General features: G+C 76.5%; 17 protein-coding genes and 2 riboswitches. Of the genes, 12 read left to right on the top strand and 5 right to left on the bottom strand.

The window, feature by feature from the left end; all coding sequences use genetic code 11:
* Positions 1-103 precede the first annotated feature (103 nt).
* The gene (locus tag GY42_RS09830) at positions 104-1,045 is read left to right on the top strand and encodes a phosphoribosylaminoimidazolesuccinocarboxamide synthase (protein WP_046529198.1); all 942 of its coding nucleotides are present in this window, start codon (positions 104-106) and stop codon (positions 1,043-1,045) included.
* A 2-nt stretch (positions 1,046-1,047) separates the two neighbouring features.
* Here GY42_RS09830 and GY42_RS09825 read toward each other — a convergent pair whose 3' ends face one another.
* A complete protein-coding gene (locus tag GY42_RS09825; RefSeq protein WP_046529197.1) occupies positions 1,048-1,866 on the bottom strand; it encodes a DNA/RNA non-specific endonuclease in 819 nt (272 codons plus the stop codon).
* Positions 1,867-2,247: 381 nt separating this feature from the next.
* Between GY42_RS09825 and GY42_RS09820 the strand changes: the two genes are divergently transcribed.
* From GY42_RS09820 to GY42_RS19825, 5 genes are all read left to right on the top strand, one after another.
* A complete protein-coding gene (locus GY42_RS09820) occupies positions 2,248-3,750 on the top strand; it encodes an amidohydrolase (RefSeq protein ID WP_052748293.1) in 1,503 nt (500 codons plus the stop codon).
* 421 nt (positions 3,751-4,171) lie between these two features.
* Positions 4,172-4,459, top strand: a complete 288-nt coding sequence (gene purS / locus GY42_RS09815) for a phosphoribosylformylglycinamidine synthase subunit PurS (RefSeq protein WP_046529196.1) — start codon at positions 4,172-4,174, stop codon at positions 4,457-4,459.
* Positions 4,459-5,154 (top strand): phosphoribosylformylglycinamidine synthase subunit PurQ, encoded by a 696-nt coding sequence (gene purQ / locus GY42_RS09810; protein WP_046529195.1) that lies wholly within the window; start codon positions 4,459-4,461, stop codon positions 5,152-5,154. Before purS ends, purQ begins: the two co-directional genes overlap by 1 nt.
* A 19-nt stretch (positions 5,155-5,173) precedes the next feature.
* On the top strand, positions 5,174-5,908 hold the full coding sequence (locus GY42_RS19660; protein ID WP_236686758.1) for a GNAT family N-acetyltransferase: 735 nt from the start codon (positions 5,174-5,176) through the stop codon (positions 5,906-5,908).
* Between the two features lie 32 nt (positions 5,909-5,940).
* On the top strand, positions 5,941-6,228 hold the full coding sequence (locus tag GY42_RS19825) for a GNAT family N-acetyltransferase (protein ID WP_160309405.1): 288 nt from the start codon (positions 5,941-5,943) through the stop codon (positions 6,226-6,228).
* Between the two features lie 18 nt (positions 6,229-6,246).
* Here GY42_RS19825 and GY42_RS09795 read toward each other — a convergent pair whose 3' ends face one another.
* Positions 6,247-6,894, bottom strand: coding sequence for a DUF1345 domain-containing protein (locus tag GY42_RS09795; RefSeq protein WP_046529194.1), 648 nt, complete (start codon positions 6,892-6,894; stop codon positions 6,247-6,249).
* A gap of 199 nt (positions 6,895-7,093) precedes the next feature.
* On the opposite strand from GY42_RS09795, the gene GY42_RS18205 reads away from it, so the two are divergent.
* The 3 genes from GY42_RS18205 to GY42_RS09780 all read left to right on the top strand — a co-directional run bounded on the left by GY42_RS18205 (position 7,094) and on the right by GY42_RS09780 (position 9,147).
* Positions 7,094-7,774: a hypothetical protein gene (locus tag GY42_RS18205; RefSeq protein ID WP_052748291.1), complete on the top strand. Its 681-nt coding sequence runs from the start codon at positions 7,094-7,096 to the stop codon at positions 7,772-7,774.
* 168 nt (positions 7,775-7,942) lie between these two features.
* Positions 7,943-8,473 carry an LLM class flavin-dependent oxidoreductase gene (locus GY42_RS09785; RefSeq protein WP_046529193.1) on the top strand — a complete coding sequence of 177 codons (531 nt, stop codon included), beginning with the start codon at positions 7,943-7,945 and terminating at the stop codon, positions 8,471-8,473.
* Between the two features lie 155 nt (positions 8,474-8,628).
* The gene (locus tag GY42_RS09780; protein ID WP_046530790.1) at positions 8,629-9,147 is read left to right on the top strand and encodes a pyridoxamine 5'-phosphate oxidase family protein; all 519 of its coding nucleotides are present in this window, start codon (positions 8,629-8,631) and stop codon (positions 9,145-9,147) included.
* A gap of 102 nt (positions 9,148-9,249) precedes the next feature.
* Here GY42_RS09780 and GY42_RS09775 read toward each other — a convergent pair whose 3' ends face one another.
* A complete protein-coding gene (locus GY42_RS09775; RefSeq protein ID WP_046529192.1) occupies positions 9,250-10,260 on the bottom strand; it encodes an aldo/keto reductase family protein in 1,011 nt (336 codons plus the stop codon).
* 114 nt (positions 10,261-10,374) lie between these two features.
* Between GY42_RS09775 and GY42_RS09770 the strand changes: the two genes are divergently transcribed.
* A complete protein-coding gene (locus GY42_RS09770) occupies positions 10,375-10,872 on the top strand; it encodes a hypothetical protein (RefSeq protein WP_152667266.1) in 498 nt (165 codons plus the stop codon).
* 57 nt (positions 10,873-10,929) lie between these two features.
* Here the strand turns inward: GY42_RS09770 and GY42_RS09765 are convergent, their stop codons facing one another.
* Positions 10,930-12,177 (bottom strand): O-succinylhomoserine sulfhydrylase, encoded by a 1,248-nt coding sequence (locus GY42_RS09765; RefSeq protein ID WP_046530789.1) that lies wholly within the window; start codon positions 12,175-12,177, stop codon positions 10,930-10,932.
* 17 nt (positions 12,178-12,194) lie between these two features.
* Positions 12,195-12,638 (bottom strand): rhodanese-like domain-containing protein, encoded by a 444-nt coding sequence (locus GY42_RS09760; RefSeq protein WP_046529190.1) that lies wholly within the window; start codon positions 12,636-12,638, stop codon positions 12,195-12,197.
* 4 nt (positions 12,639-12,642) lie between these two features.
* A riboswitch (SAM riboswitch) is annotated at positions 12,643-12,740 on the bottom strand.
* 113 nt (positions 12,741-12,853) lie between these two features.
* Between GY42_RS09760 and GY42_RS09755 the strand changes: the two genes are divergently transcribed.
* Together GY42_RS09755 and GY42_RS09750 are read left to right on the top strand one after the other, a co-directional pair.
* Entirely contained in the window at positions 12,854-13,378 is a 525-nt protein-coding gene (locus GY42_RS09755) for a GNAT family N-acetyltransferase (RefSeq protein ID WP_046529189.1), read from the top strand.
* Positions 13,379-13,516: 138 nt separating this feature from the next.
* Positions 13,517-13,631, top strand: a riboswitch (SAM riboswitch).
* Positions 13,632-13,667: 36 nt separating this feature from the next.
* The gene (locus GY42_RS09750) at positions 13,668-15,110 is read left to right on the top strand and encodes an aminotransferase class V-fold PLP-dependent enzyme (RefSeq protein WP_046529188.1); all 1,443 of its coding nucleotides are present in this window, start codon (positions 13,668-13,670) and stop codon (positions 15,108-15,110) included.
* The last annotated feature ends 221 nt before the right edge of the window (positions 15,111-15,331 follow it).

Genomic DNA, 15,331 nt, shown 5'->3' with positions numbered 1-15,331 from the left:
ACCCCGGGGTGCGGGCGGACGCCGCCCGCACCCCGGGGCGACCGGGCGCGGCGCGCCCGGTCCCTGGTCACTGCTCCCGCCGGGCCGTCGGGCACGCCAGACTGTGCGCGTGAGCGACGCGCACCCCACCCCCTCGGGCCACGGCGACCTGCCCGGCTGGCGCCACGTCTACTCCGGCAAGGTCCGCGACCTCTACGAGCCGGACTCCTCGGCCGCGGGGGTCGCGCTGCGCGACCGGCACGGCGACGTCGTGCTCGTCGTCGCGTCCGACCGCGTGTCCGCGTACGACCAGGTGCTGAGCCCCGGCATCCCCGACAAGGGCGTCGTGCTCACGCAGCTGAGCCTGTGGTGGTTCGACCAGCTCGCGGACCTCGTGCCGAACCACGTCGTCGGCACCGACGTGCCCGCCGCGGTCGAGGGCCGGGCCATGGTCTGCCGGCGGCTCGACATGTTCCCGGTCGAGTGCGTCGCGCGCGGCTACCTCACGGGGTCGGGCCTGGCCGAGTACCGCACGAACGGCGAGGTCACCGGCATCCCGCTGCCCGCCGGGCTGGTCGACGGCTCGCGGCTGCCCGAGCCGATCTTCACGCCCGCGACCAAGGCCGAGCTCGGCGAGCACGACGAGAACGTGCGGTTCTCGGTCGTCGTCGACACCGTCGGGCCGCAGGCCGCCGAGACGCTGCGCGACCTCACGCTCGCGGTCTACGCGCGCGCCGAGGCGATCGCGCGCGAGCGCGGCGTGGTCCTCGCGGACACCAAGCTCGAGTTCGGCACCGACCCGACGACGGGTGCGGTCACGCTCGGCGACGAGGTCCTCACGCCCGACTCGTCGCGCTTCTGGCCCGCCGACGCGTGGCAGCCGGGGCGCGCGCAGCCGAGCTTCGACAAGCAGTTCGTGCGGGACTGGCTGACGTCGGACGCGTCGGGCTGGGACCGCGCGTCGGACGCGCCGCCGCCCGCGCTGCCCGCCGACGTCGTCGAGCGCACGCGCGCGCGCTACCTCGAGGCCTACGAGCGGCTCACGGGCGCACCGCTCGCGCTCTGACCTCAGCGCAGCGTGACCTCGGCGAGGTCGTGCAGCTCGCGCCACGCGAGCGCCTGCGGCGCCGTCACCGCGAGCACGTCGGCGGCCGGCAGCGGCCCGAGGTCGAGGCCCGTGAGGTCGGCGACGTCCGCGACGGGCACCTGGAACGTGCGGAACGGCCCCAGCGGCGGCGGGTCGTCGACGGCCGCCGCCGCGTGCGTGCGGGCCGCGAGCTCGTCGGCCCGCAGCTGCGGCGTCTGGTCGAGCACGAACCCGGCGGCCGCGAGCCGGCGGCCCGCGTCGAGCGCCCACGCGACGACCTTCCAGAACCGCCGCGGGATCCCGACGCCGCGGTAGACGGGGTCGTCGCCCGCGAGCACCGGGCCCGTGAGCACCGCGAGCCGCAGCCGCTGCGCCTGCGCGTGCTCGAGCACGTGGTCCTCGAGCCCGAGCCACAGGTCGCGCCCCTGGTTGAACCCCGACGCCTGGGGCGCCGCGTTCGGGTACGCGAACGTCTCGCGGTTCGCGCGCGCCGCGACGCCGGGCTCGCCCCACACGGGGTCGCGCCGCCGCACGAGGTGCCCGCGGTCGAGGTCGTTGCGCGCGTACAGCTCGGGTCCCGCCTGCTCGTCGGCGGGCACGCGCGGGTCGAGGTGCCAGTCGTCGCCGCGCGGCACGTCGCGCAGCGCGGTCCCGTCGACGGTGACGGCCGTGGCCGCCGCGAGCCGTCGCACGGGGTCGAGCAGCACCGTGAAGTGCGTCGACGGCAGCGTGCGCACGCGCTGCGCGGGGACCGGCAGCGGCACCACCGGTCCCAGGAACGTCGGGTCGTACCCCTCCACGTGCCACCGCTGCCCACGAGCGGTCGGACGGACGTCTCCACGCTACCCACGTCGGCGCGGGCGCGCCGCGTCCGCGATCCACGATCCGGTGCGAGGGTGCCCACCGCGGCCGCCTGCCCGGCGGACCGGCGGGCGGGCCCCTGGTGGGACCTCCTGGCTGGACCGCCGCCGCCCCGCCGGGTCGGTGACGCCTCCGCGGCCGCCCCGCCTACGCGGTGTCCGAGCCGTGAGACGGGAACCGCGCGAGACCGGGCGCAGGTCGTCCACGCGGCTCGTGGACGACCCCGAGCCCGGTGTCGTGACCGTCGCGTCCCGCAGGTCGGGACGTGGCCGGCCGCGGCGTAGCCTGCGAGACGTCCCGTCGCACGTCCCGGAGGTCCGGTGGTCCCGCCCCGTCCGCTCGTCCTGCACCGCGCCCGTCTGCTCGGCGCCGACGCGCCCGTCGACGTCGTCGTCCGTGACGGTCGGCTCGCGGCCGTGCGCCCGGTCGGCGAGGCCCTGGACGTCGCCGCCGGCGCCGACGGCGCCGAGGTCGTCGACCTCGACGGGCGGTGGGTCGTGCCGGGCCTGTGGGACCAGCACACGCACCTCACGCAGTGGGCGCTCGCGCGCGGGCGGCTCGACGTGTCGACGGCCGGGTCCGCCGCCGAGGCCGTGGCCCTCGTGGCCGGGCGGCTGCGCGCGCAGCCGCCCGCACCGGGGCGCCCGCTGGTCGGCATCGGGTTCCGCGACGGCACGTGGCCCGACCTGCCGTCGGCGGCGCTGCTCGACGCGGTCGCGGGCGACGTGCCCGTGGTGCTCGTGTCGGGGGACCTGCACTGCGCGTGGGTGTCGACCGCGGGCCTGCGCATGTTCGGCGTGACGGCGCACCCCACGGGCGTGCTGCGCGAGGCCGAGTGGATGCCGCTCATGGGCGCGCTCGACCACGTGACGCCCGACGAGCAGGACGCGCTGGTGGCGGACGCGCTGCGCGTCGCGGCCGCGCGGGGCGTCGTCGGCGTGGTGGACCTCGAGATCGCCGACAACCTGGCCGCCTGGCGTCGCCGCGTCGTGGCCGGCGACCCGCCCGTGCGGGTGCGGGCGGGCGTGTGGCAGCCGTACCTCGACCGCGTCGTGCGCGAGGCCCTCCACACGGGCGACCGCGTCGCGGGGGACCGCGTCACGCAGGGTCCGCTCAAGGTCATCGTCGACGGCTCGCTCAACACGCGCACCGCGTGGTGCCACGACCCGTACCCGGGCGTCGAGGGCGCGCTCGCGCACGGCGTGCTCACCGTGCCGGCCGACGAGCTGGTGCCGCTGCTGCGGCACGCGCACGCGCACGGCCTGGCGTGCGCGGTGCACGCGATCGGCGACGCCGCCAACACGCTCGTGCTCGACGCGTTCGCCGCGACCGGCGCACACGGGTCGGTCGAGCACGCGCAGCTCCTCGACCCGGCCGACGTGCCCCGGTTCGCCGCGCTCGGCGTGACCGCGAGCGTGCAGCCCGCGCACGCGCCCGACGACCGCGACGTCGCCGACCGGCACTGGGCCGGCCGCACCCACCGGGCGTTCCCGCTGGCCGACCTGCACGCCGCCGGCGCGACGCTCGTGCTCGGCTCCGACGCGCCCGTCGCCCCGCTGGACCCGTGGCTGGCGGTCGACGCGGCGGTCTGGCGCACGGGCGACGACCGCCCGTCGTGGCACCCCGAGCAGGCGCTTGACGCGGTCACCGCCCTCGCCGCGTCGACCGACGGGCGGCCGCTCGGTCTGCGCGTCGGGGACCCGGCGGACCTCGCGGTGCTCGACGACGACCCGCTCGCGCTCGCGGCCGCGCCCGGCGGGATCCGCGGCGTCCGCGTCGCCGCGACCCTGGTCGCGGGCACCTGGTCGCACACGACCCTCTGACGCCGGCACCGGCACCGCCGGGTCGTCGCCCCGTCCCGCCGGGCCCACCGCTCGCCGAGTGCGGCCTTCTGCCGGTCCCGAGGTCCCCCCCGTCGGCTCCAAGACTCGCCGAGTGCGGCCTTCTGCCGGTTCCGGTGGCTCATGACCGGCAGAACCCCGCGTTCGGCGGTGTCGGTCGCCGTGGTGGGCTCACCGTGACGCGAGTGCGGGGTTCTGCCGGTTCGGCTGGCTCATGACCGGCAGAACCCCGCGTTCGGCGGGGTGGGGCGAGGGGGGCGGAGGGGAGGTGGGAGGCTCGGGCTTCGGCGGGGTGCGGTGGTCGGGCACCGGGGGCGCGGGCGTGGACGGGCACCGGACGGGACCGGCCCGGGCCGTAGGATCAGCACCGACCCCCCACCGTCGCGAACCAGGGAGCACACCCGTGGGACGAGTCGTCGTCGACGTCATGCCGAAGCCCGAGATCCTCGACCCGCAGGGCAAGGCCGTGGCCGGTGCGCTGCCGCGGCTCGGGTTCGGGCAGTTCACGTCCGTGCGCCAGGGCAAGCGGTTCGAGCTCGAGGTCGACGGGCCCGTGACGCCCGAGGTCCTCGAGGCCGCCGCGGCCGCCGCCGAGCAGGTGCTGTCGAACCCCGTCATCGAGGACGTCGTGCGCGTCGCGGACATCGAGGCCGACGCGGCCGCGACCGTCTCGTCGCAGGGCCTGGCCTGATGGGACGCATCGGGGTCGTCACGTTCCCCGGCACGCTCGACGACCGCGACGCGGCGCGGGCCGTGCGCCTGGCCGGCGGCGAGCCGGTCGCGCTGTGGCACGCGGACGCCGACCTCAAGGGCGTCGACGCGGTCGTGCTGCCGGGCGGGTTCTCCTACGGCGACTACCTGCGCGCCGGCGCCATCAGCCGGTTCGCGCCCGTCATGGGCGAGATCGTCGACGCCGCGGGCAAGGGGCTGCCGGTGCTGGGCATCTGCAACGGCTTCCAGGTCCTCACCGAGGCGCACCTGCTGCCGGGCTCGATGATCAAGAACGACCACCTGCACTTCGTGTGCCGCGAGCAGGTCCTCAGCGTCGAGAACGCCGACACCGCGTGGACGCGCGCGTACGCGCCGGGCGAGCGGATCACGATCCCGCTGAAGAACCAGGACGGCCAGTACGTCGCCGACGAGCGCACGCTCGACGAGCTCGAGGGCGAGGGTCGCGTGGTGTTCCGCTACCAGGGCGGCAACCCCAACGGCTCGCGTCGTGACATCGCGGGCGTCAGCAACGCCGCGGGCAACGTCGTGGGCCTCATGCCGCACCCCGAGCACGCGGTCGAGGCCGGTTTCGGGCCTGACGGCCCGGACGGTCCGCGCCGCGGCACCGACGGGCTGCGGTTCTTCACGTCGGTCCTGCAGGCCCTCGTCTCCTGACCGCGCGCTGACGACGGGCGTGCCGGGGACGACGGGCGACGTGCGGGTCGAGCGCGTCGCGTGGGACGACGCCGACGCGCGCGTGCTGCGCGACGAGCAGCAGGCCGAGCTGCGCGCACGCTACGGCGACGACGACGTCGGGCACGCCATGACGGGTGACGGGATCGTCGCGACGGTGCTGGTGCGGCTCGACGACGCACCCGTCGCGTGCGGGGTGCTGCGCGACGTGTCCGCCGGGCTGGGCGCAGGCACGGGCGAGGTCAAGCGCATGTACGTGCGCCCCGACGCGCGCGGGCGCGGGCTCTCGCGGCGCGTGCTCGCCGAGCTCGAGGACGCGGCCCGTGCGCACGGCTGCACGCGGCTCGTGCTCGAGACCGGTGTGCTGCAGCCCGAGGCGATCGGGTTGTACCTCGCCGCCGGCTACCGGCCGGTCGAGAACTACGGCGAGTACGTGGGTGTCGTCGACTCGCGCTGCTTCGAACGCGACCTCGCCGTGGCGGCCCCGCCCCCTCGCGGCTCACGCGGGGCCGCCGGGCGCCGGGACGCCGTCGACCAGGTCGCCGAGCGCGCCGTCGAGCACACCGAGGACCCCATTCAGGACCACGCCGTCGAGCACGTCGCGTGGCGGCACCCCGACGCGGTCACGTTGCGGCGCGCCATGCTCGACGAGCTCGCGCCGCTGTACCCCGAGCACGCGCCGGGCGGGCCCGCGGCGTCCCCGCTGGCCGAGGGGCGCCCGACGGCACCGCGCTGACGACCGTCCTGCTGCGTCGCGACGGCGTCGCGGTGGCGTGCGCGACGCTGCGGGCCGCACCCTCGTGGGGTGCGCGCACGGGTGAGCTCAAGCGCCTCTACGTCGCGCCCGCGGCGCGCGGTGCGGAGCTCGCGCGGCACCTCGTGCGGCTCGTCGAGGAGGCGGCGCGCGAGCGGGGCCTGACGCGCGTCGTGCTCGACACCGGCATCCGGCAGCCCGCCGCGATCGCGCTGTACCGGTCGCTCGGGTACCGGCCGGTCCGCCCCGTCGCGGGGTGGGAGGCGCTGCCGTTCTGCCTGTGGTTCGCGCGCGACCTGTGACGCGCCGGGCGGGCCGCGCTACGGCGTGAGGCCCGCGACCACGTTGACCAGCAGCGCGACGATCACCGTGCCGAACGTGTAGGACAGCAGCGCGTGCGCGAGCAGCGTGCGGCGCAGGTCGGACGACCGGACGTCGGGGTCGGACATCGCGAAGCTCATCGCGACCGTGAACGCCACGTACGCGAAGTCGGAGTACCGCGGCGGGGCGTCCTGGTGGAAGTCGATGCCGCCCGCGGGCGGCGTGAACCACATGCGGGCGTACCGCATCGCGTAGACCGTGTGCAGCGAGGTCCAGGACGCCACGACGGCGACGAGCGCGGCGGCGAGCGCGACGACGCGCCCCCGGTCGTGCGTCGCGAGCACGACGCCCACGCCGGCGAGGCTCATGACCCCGGCGACCAGCACGATCGCGTGCGTCGCGAACCGGGTCGGCTCCTCGCGGGTCGCGTGCGTGCGCGTCTGCTCGGCGTCGAGCGGCCAGCAGAACGCCCACGTCCACACCGCGTAGACGAGGCCGGTCGTGGCCCAGCCGCCCAGCACCGCGGCGACGACGGACGACCACGGGACGGCCGTCTGGACGACGAGTGACACGGCGACACCCGCGACGGCGGCGACCACGAGCCGCGTCGCCGGTGTCACGTCCCCGCGTGCGACGTCCCTGGCCACGGCCCCATCCAACAGCGCCCCGGCCGTGCCCGCACGGGACCGGCGCGGTGCGCGGTCCGGAGCGGTGCGGTGCCGGGGCGACCGGGCAGGTGCGTCCACCGCCCGGGTGGCGGGCGGCGCCTCACCTGGGCGGCCCCGGCGAGTGCGGGGCGGACGGAGGTCCCGGGCCGCGGGGCCCGGCCGCTGCCAGTGTCGGGCCATGTCGACGAGCACCCGCCCTGCGCCCGTCCTCGGCACGGCCCCCCGGTGGCGGAACCTGGCGCTGTACGCGTTCGCGGTCTTCGGGTGGGAGCTCGTGGTCGGCCTCGCGCTCGACGGTGCGATCCGGGGCGCCGTCGGCGAGCGGTGGGCGCCCGCCGTGCACTGGCTCGTCACTGCCGCCGGGTGGCTCGCCGGGGCGCTGCTGCTCCTGCGGCACGCGCCGTGGCGTGCCGACGACCCGGTGGCGACGCCCGCCGGGGGCGCGCGTCGTGCCGCGTACGCCGCCGCGGCCCTCGTGCTCGCGGTCGGGTCGCGCGCGGCACTCACGCATGAGTGGAAGCCGCTCGCCGAGGCGACGCGGCTGCGCGACGACGTCGGCTCCGCGTTCGCGCCCAGCCTCGCGGCGCTCGTCGTGTACTACCTCGTCGAGGTGCTGGTGATCGTGACGCTGCTGGGCTACGGGCAGCGCTGGGGCGAGGCCTCCCGGGGGCGGCCCGACGTGCCGTGGGGCGGGTTCGTGCTCGCCACCACGTGGGGGCTCGTGCACGTGCTGCTGCAGGGCCCCGCGGGCGGGGCGTACGCGATGGGGGCCGCGGTGCTGTACGGCGTGCTGCACCGCGCGGTGCGCGGTCGCCTCGGCCCGACGTACGCGCTCGTCGCCGCCGCGTTCGTGCTGTAGCGAGGCCCCGGGACGCCCGAGGTGTGACCAGGGGTGGTCCTGGCGCGTGCGCGCGGGCTAGGGTGCCTCCATGTTCTCGGTCCGGGTGTGTTGTCGCTGAGCTGACGACCCCGCGCGCGTGCGGCACGGCCCACGCGACGCACCCCGTTCGACCCGAGGGAACTCCCCGTGGCTCAGCCCGTCCTCGCGCCCACGCGCGCGACCCGTGGTCCGTCGTCCACCCGTCCCGACGTGCCCCGCGTCGAGGTCGCGCGACCCGCTCCGCGCGGCGTGGAGTTCCTGCTCGACGCCGCCGCGCTCGACCCGACCACGATCGCCCTGGCCGCCGCGCGCGCCGACGTCGTGCGGCTCGTGCACTCGGCCGCGCTGCCCACGCCCGCGGCCGTGCGCGCGCTCGTGAGCGTGCTCGAGGACGAGATCCGCGCGGTCGGGCGCGACCGCGCGGAGGTCCGCGTGGTGCTCGAGGTCGAGACCGTGGTCGCCGCCGACGAGGCCGACGCGGCCCGGCGTCGCACGGCCGTCGCGTACGCCGAGGCGTTCTCGGGCGTCACGTGGTCGCCGTCCGCGACGTGGCTCGTCGCGCCGCGCGACCGCGTGCTGCGCGACGCCGCCGACCTGGCGGCGCGCACGGGTGTCGACACGGTCGCGCTCGCGCTCGTCGGGTCGTCCGCGCGGCACGCCGGCTCGCTCGCCCGCTGACCCGCTGACCGGCTGAGCCGCTGACCCGCGGGCGCCCGCCCCGGGCCGTCCCGCGCGTGCCCGCCGCGACGTGGCGCCCGCGGGTGCGGCGTGGCGCGCACGTGCCTAGCGTGGCCGGGCGGGCCACCGGGTCCGCCCGACGGACGGAGGGCACCATGGCCGGCACGACCTGGAACGAGCAGGACGACGCCCCGACGCACGAGGAGGCGGTCGCCAAGGTCGGCGAGCTGCTGCGCGACCACCACCTCGCGATGCTCACCACCGTCGACGCCGACGGCGCGCTCGTGAGCCGCCCGATGGGTGTGCAGGACGTCGAGTTCGACGGCGACCTGTGGTTCTTCACGGCGCTCGACAGCCACAAGGTCGCGGAGATCCGCGCGGGCAGCCCGGCGAACGCGGCGTTCGCGGGGTCGTCGTCGTGGCTGTCGGTGTCGGGGACGGCCGAGGTGCTGAAGGACACCGCGAAGGCGCGCGAGCTGTGGGGGCCGGTGGCCGAGGCGTGGTTCCCCGACGGCCCGGAGACCCCGAACCTCGGGCTGATCAAGCTGCACGCGGACACCGCCGAGTACTGGGACAGCCCCGGCGGTCGTCTGGCGACGGTCATCAGCCTCGTCAAGGCGAAGGTCACGGGCGAGGCGTACGACGGCGGTGAGAACGCCACCGTCGACCTCTGACCGCGACTCGCCGGCACGTCCGCACGCACGACGCCCCGCCCCGGTGACCCGGGACGGGGCGTCGTGCGTCTGCGGTCGGTCCGCGGGCCGCGGCCCGGCGGGTCAGACCAGGCGCTGGGCGGGCGAGGCCTTCGCCGTCTCGGACGGGTCGGACACGACCACGTCGCCGAGCACCTCGTCGATGCGGGTCAGCACCTCGGCCGGCAGCGTGACGCCCGCGGCCTTGGCGTTGTCGTGCACCTGCTCGGGGCGCGACGCACCGATGATCGCGGCGGCGACGTTGTCGTTCGACAGCACCCACGCGATCGACAGCTGCGCCATCGTCAGGCCCAGCTCGTCGGCGATCGGCTGCAGGCCCTGCACGCGCTCGAGCACCTCGTCGCGCATGAACCGCGCGATCATCTTCGCGCCGCCCTTGTCGTCGGTCGCGCGCGAGCCCTCGGGCAGCGGCGCACCCGGCTTGTACTTGCCGGTGAGCACGCCCTGCGCGATGGGGGACCACACGACCTGCGAGACGCCGAGCTCGCGCGAGGTCGGCACGACCTCGGGCTCGATGACGCGCCACAGCGCCGAGTACTGCGGCTGGTTCGACACCAGCTGCACGCCCAGGTCCTTCGCGAGCGCGTGACCCGCGCGGATCTGGTCGGCGGTCCACTCGCTCACGCCGATGTACAGCGCCTTGCCCTGGCGGACGACGTCGGCGAACGCCTGCATCGTCTCCTCGAGCGGCGTCTCGTGGTCGTAGCGGTGCGCCTGGTAGAGGTCGACGTAGTCGGTGCGCAGGCGACGCAGCGACCCGTCGATCGACTCGCGGATGTGCTTGCGCGACAGGCCCGTGTCGTTCGGGCCGCCGGGGCCGGTCGGCCAGTAGACCTTCGTGAAGATCTCGAGCGACTCGCGCCGCTCGCCGGCCAGGGCGTCGCCCAGCACGGACTCGGCGACCGTGTTGGCGTACACGTCGGCCGTGTCGAACGTCGTGATGCCGACGTCGAGCGCGGCGCGCACGCACGCCGTCGCGGTGTCGTTCTCGACCTGGGACCCGTGGGTCAGCCAGTTGCCGTAGGTGAGCTCGGAGATCTTGAGGCCGGAGTTGCCGAGGAATCGGAAATGCATGCGCCCAGCCTCTCACCCGCGCCCGACACGGGCCCGCCCGTGCGTCCCCGTGGCCGGTGACGGGGGACGGGCCCGGCCCTGGTCGGGCCCCGGCCCTGCGCTAGCGTCCCCGCCATGCGACCCCGACGACGCCTCGCAGCCCTCCTGCTCGCCCCGGCGGCGGCCCTGGTGCTCGCCGCGTGCTCCGACGGCGAAGCCCCCGCCCCGGGCCCGACGTCGCCCGTTGCGCCGAGGGCCGGGGCGGGGGCGTCCGAGCCGCCGTCCCCGGACGACCAGCGTGCCGTGCTCGCGCAGACGGGCGACGCGACCGAGGCGTTCGCGGGCGCCGTCGCCGGCGGCGGGACGCAGCGCGCGACGCTCGCCGACGTGACCGCCGGGTCGTACGCGCCGCGCGTCGTGTGCACGTCGGACGACGGCGCGCCCGTCACGGTCACGGTCGTCGCCGACGGCGCCGAGGTCGCGTCGTCCGAGGCGCCGTGCGTGCCCCTCGTCGAGGGCGGCGCCACCATGGCCGACGGCCCGTCGTTCGACCTGCCCGGCGGGGCGGTCGACGTGACGGTGACCGCCGCGACCGACGCCGTGGTCGCGGTCGGGCTGGTCGCTGCGGGCTGACCTCCGCCCCGACCGCGGCCCGTCCCGACCACCGCCGGCCCCGACCGCGACCCGCCGTCAGCCCGTGAGCGTCGCGAGCGCCTGCGCGAGGTCGTCGCGCAGGTCCTCGACGTCCTCGAGCCCCACCGACAGCCGCACGGTGGCCTCGCCGATGCCGACCGCGGCGCGGCCCGCGGGGCCGAGCTTGCGGTGCGTCGTCGTCGCGGGGTGCGTGACGATCGACTTCGCGTCGCCGAGGTTGTTCGAGATGTCGACGACGCGCAGCGCGTCGAGCACGCCGAACGTGGCCTTCTTCGCGACGTCGGCGGGTGCGTCGGGCGGGACCGCGAGGTCGAACGTGACGACCGTGCCGCCGCCGGTCTGCTGCGCGCGCGCCAGGTCGTGCTGCGGGTGCGACTCCAGGAACGGGTACCGGACGCGCGCGACGCCGGGCTGCTCCTCGAGCCACCGCGCGAGCGTGAGCGCCGACGCCGCCTGGTGGCGCACGCGCACGCTCATGGTCTCCAGGCCCTTGAGCAGCACCCACGCGTTGAACGGCGAGAGCGACGGCCCGGTGTTGCGCAGCAGCGTCTGCACGGGTCCGCGCACGTAGTCGGCGGACCCGAGGATCGCGCCGCCGAGCACGCGCCCCTGCCCGTCGACGTGCTTGGTGGCGGAGTACACGACGACGTCGGCACCGTGCTCGAGCGGGCGCGAGAACACGGGCGTCGCGAAGACGTTGTCGACGACGACGGTCGCGCCGGCCGCGTGCGCGAGCCGGCTCACGGTCGCGATGTCGACGAGGTCCTGCATCGGGTTCGACGGGGTCTCGAAGAACACGACGTCGGCGGGTGTCGCGAGCGCGGCCTCCCACTGCGCGGGCACGTGCCCGTCGACGTAGTCGGTGCGCACGCCCCACTTGGCGAGGATCTCGTCGAAGATCACGACCGACGACCCGAACAGCGCGCGCGCCGCGACGATGCGCGAGCCGGACCGCACGAGCGCGGCCAGCGCGGTGAACACCGCGGACATGCCCGACGCGGTCGCGTAGCACGCCTCGGCGCCCTCGAGCAGCCGCAGCCGCTCCTCGAACGTCGTCACGGTGGGGTTGCCGTAGCGCGAGTACAGGAAGCGGTCGACGTCGCCGGCGAACCCGGCCTCGGCCTGCGCGGCCGTCGCGTACGTGTACCCCTGCGTGAGGAACACGGCCTCGGACATCTCGCCGAACTCGGTGCGCACGAGCCCGCCGCGCACCGCGAGCGTGTCGGGACGCAGCGTGGTCCGGTCGAGGCGGTGGTCGTCCCAGTCGCCCGGGCCCGGGGGCAGGTCGGGGGTCGCGCCGCTCACGGCTGGACCCACGGCAGGCCGTCGGCGCGCCAGCCGACGTGGCCGCGGTGGCCGTCGGGGCCCGTCGGACCCTCGAAGCCCTCGAGCACGTTGTACGCGGGCCCGTAGCCGGCCGCGGTCGCGGCCTGCGCCGCGCCGATCGAGCGCTGGCCCGAGCGGCACAGGAACACCACGGGCCGGCCGTCGCCCGGCGTGACGCCGGTCGCGGCGAGCTGCTCGAGGAACCGCGGGTTGGGCTGCCCGGACGGGTACTGCACCCACTCGACGAGCGCGGCCTGCCGGCCGACGGGCCGCAGGTCGGGCACGCCGACGTAGCGCCACTCGGCGTCGGTGCGCACGTCGACGAGCACGGCGTCGTCGCGCTCCTGCAGGATCTGCCAGGCCTCGGTGGCGGTGACGTCCCCGGCGTAACCGGGGGCGGGACGCGGCTGCACGGTCATGGTCCTCCCATCGTCTCTGGCGGTAGCACCCTGCGCCACGGTCGCCCGTGCGGGTTGCTGCGGCGTCGTCGAGCCAGATCTCTCGGCCGCTCTGGATGGTCGCGGCGATGCTACGCCCGCGCGGGCGGCGTCGTCGCGGGCGTCTCACGGCGGGCGTCTCACGGCGGGCGACGGGCCGTGCGGACGGCCGCGACGCCGTGCCAGGCTGGGCGCCGATGGACGTCCCCGAGGGTTTCGTGCTCCGCCCCACGACCGTCTCCGACGTGCCCGCGCTCACGCGCCTGCTGCACGCGGCCTACGCCGACCTCGCCGCCGCCGGACTGAACTTCACGGGCGCGACGCAGAGCGACGACGTGACGGCGGCCCGCACGCTCGGCGTCGGCGCGTCCTGGGTCGTCGTCGACGCCGCCGGTGCGCTCGCGGGGACCGTCACGTGCAGCAGCCCTCCGGGCGGTGGGCTGCTGGCGCTGACGCCCGCGGCGCGCGAGCCCGGCCGGGTGTGGCTGAACCAGCTCGCCGTCCGCCCGGACCTGCGCGGCCGCGGCCTGGCGTCGGCGTTGTGGGGTGCGCTGCGCACGTGGGCGGTCGACGGCGGTGCGCGGTCGATCGGCCTCGACACGGCCGTCCCGGCGCAGGGGCTGCGGCGGATGTACGCGCGCTGGGGGTTCGTCGAGGGCGACGTGATCCAGTGGCGGGGCAAGGCGTACCGCAGCGTCGTGATGGTGCGCGACCTGCCCTGACGTCGGTACGGGCTCGCCGTCCCGTCACGCGCCGCGTCCTGGCCCCGTCCCTCGTCGCGAGACGTCGCGTCTCGCATGCCGAGAACGACGGCGCGTCGGCGTTGACACGCGCCGGACGCGGCCCCGATCCTCGACCCAGGTCAAGAGTGTCAGCGCGAAGCCCCGGCTCGCTGGCCGGCAACCCTCCAACCGCGGTGGGGTGCCCCGGGTGACGACCTGGTCGCGCGCCGTCCGGCGCCGGCAAGCGCGGGACCGGCCGGTCCCGAGGGACCCGTACCGGAGGACCACCATGACCACCGTCACCGAGCTGTTCGCGTGTGCCGACGAGGCGTCCGGCGCCGCCGTGCCGACGGGCCGCGCCGCCTTCGACCGCGGCCCGCTGCTGGCCGTCACCGGCGCGTCCACGACCGTGCCGCTCGTCGACGGCACGAGCCGCACCTACGCCAACCTCGACTGCGCCGCGAGCGCGCCCGCGCTCGCGTCCGTCGCGGCGCGCGTCGCCGAGGTGCTGCCGCTCTACGCGTCGGTGCACCGCGGCGCCGGCTACCTGTCGCAGGTGTCGACCGCGCTGTACGAGGCGTCGCGGCAGTCGATCGCCCGGTTCGTCGGCGCGCGCGAGGACGACGTCGCGATCGTCACGCGCAACACGACCGACTCGCTCAACCTGCTCGCGGGCGTCGTGCCCGAGGGTGGGGCCGTGCTCGTGCTCGACGTCGAGCACCACGCCAACCTGCTGCCGTGGGTGCAGCGCAGCACGGGCGCGCGCGCCGGCACCGGCCGGGTCGCGACGGTCCTGCCGATCGCGGAGACGGTCGCCGCGACGCTCGACGCGCTGCGCGACGAGCTCGCACGCCGCCCGTACGCCCTGCTCACGCTCACCGGCGCGTCGAACGTCACGGGCGAGTCGCTGCCGCTGGACCGCGTCGTCGCGCTCGCGCACGCGGCCGGCACCCGCGTCGCCGTGGACGGCGCCCAGCTCGTGCCGCACCGCGGGTTCTCGCTCGCGGCCTCGGACGTCGACTACGTCGCGTTCTCGGGCCACAAGACGTACGCGCCGTTCGGCGCCGGCGCGCTCGTCGGGCGCCGTGACTGGCTCGACACCGGCACGCCCTACCTCGCCGGCGGCGGCGCCGTGCGCGACGTCCGCACCGACCGCACGGTCTGGCAGCCCGCACCCGCGCGGCACGAGGCCGGTTCGCCCAACGTGCTCGGCGCGATCGCGCTCGCGCAGGCCTGCGACACGCTCGCGGCGCTGCCCGCCGGTGCGCTCGAGGCGCACGAGCAGGCGCTGCGCGAGCGGCTCGTGGCCGGCCTCGAGGCGATCGACGGCGTGCGTGTCGCGCGCATCTGGCCCGACGCGGTCGACCCCGTCGGTGTCGTGACGTTCACGGTCGGCGACCTCAACCCGGGGCTCGTCGCCGCGTACCTGTCGGCCGAGCACGGCATCGGCGTGCGCGACGGCCGGTTCTGCGCGCACCCGCTGCTCGCGCGCCTCGGCGCGTCGCACGGCGCGGTGCGCGCGTCGGTGGGCGTCGGCACGACCGCCGAGCACGTCGACCGGCTCGTCGTGGCGCTCACGACGCTGCTGACGCGCGGCCCGGCCGCGTCGTACGAGGTCGTCGACGGCTGCTGGACCGTCGCCGACGACACGCGCCCCCTGGTCGAGGTCCGCGGCCTCGACCACCTGGCCGCCACTGCGGCCGCCGCCTGCGGCCCCGCGCTCGACGACTGACCTGCCCCGGCCCGCGAGAGGTCGATCCAGCCCACCCCGGGGGTGGTGAGAGGTCGATCCAGCCCTCCGAGCGGCGAGAGGTCGATCCAGCCCCACCTCCGAGCGGCGAGAGGTCGATCCAGCCCCACCTCCGAGCGGCGAGAGGTCGATCGGGTCCACCTCCGGCGGGCTCCGCGGCGAGACGACGCCACGCCTGACGGGGACGCCCGCCAGGATGGGCC

It is taken from the genome of Cellulomonas sp. FA1, from assembly GCF_000986825.1.
Taxonomy (GTDB): Bacteria; Actinomycetota; Actinomycetes; order Actinomycetales; family Cellulomonadaceae; genus Cellulomonas; species Cellulomonas iranensis.
The sequence above is the reverse complement of the archived record's forward strand: the minus strand, read 5'-3'. Positions and strand labels throughout refer to the sequence as shown.

Coding starts and splice junctions, on each gene's coding strand:
- GY42_RS09750 (WP_046529188.1), top strand. CDS start 13,668: ATGACCACCGTCACCGAGCTGTTCGCGTGTGCCGACGAGGCGTCCGGC.
- GY42_RS09770 (WP_152667266.1), top strand. CDS start 10,375: ATGCGACCCCGACGACGCCTCGCAGCCCTCCTGCTCGCCCCGGCGGCG.
- GY42_RS09780 (WP_046530790.1), top strand. CDS start 8,629: ATGGCCGGCACGACCTGGAACGAGCAGGACGACGCCCCGACGCACGAG.
- GY42_RS09775 (WP_046529192.1), bottom strand. CDS start 10,260: ATGCATTTCCGATTCCTCGGCAACTCCGGCCTCAAGATCTCCGAGCTC.
- GY42_RS09760 (WP_046529190.1), bottom strand. CDS start 12,638: ATGACCGTGCAGCCGCGTCCCGCCCCCGGTTACGCCGGGGACGTCACC.
- GY42_RS09755 (WP_046529189.1), top strand. CDS start 12,854: ATGGACGTCCCCGAGGGTTTCGTGCTCCGCCCCACGACCGTCTCCGAC.
- purQ (WP_046529195.1), top strand. CDS start 4,459: ATGGGACGCATCGGGGTCGTCACGTTCCCCGGCACGCTCGACGACCGC.
- GY42_RS18205 (WP_052748291.1), top strand. CDS start 7,094: ATGTCGACGAGCACCCGCCCTGCGCCCGTCCTCGGCACGGCCCCCCGG.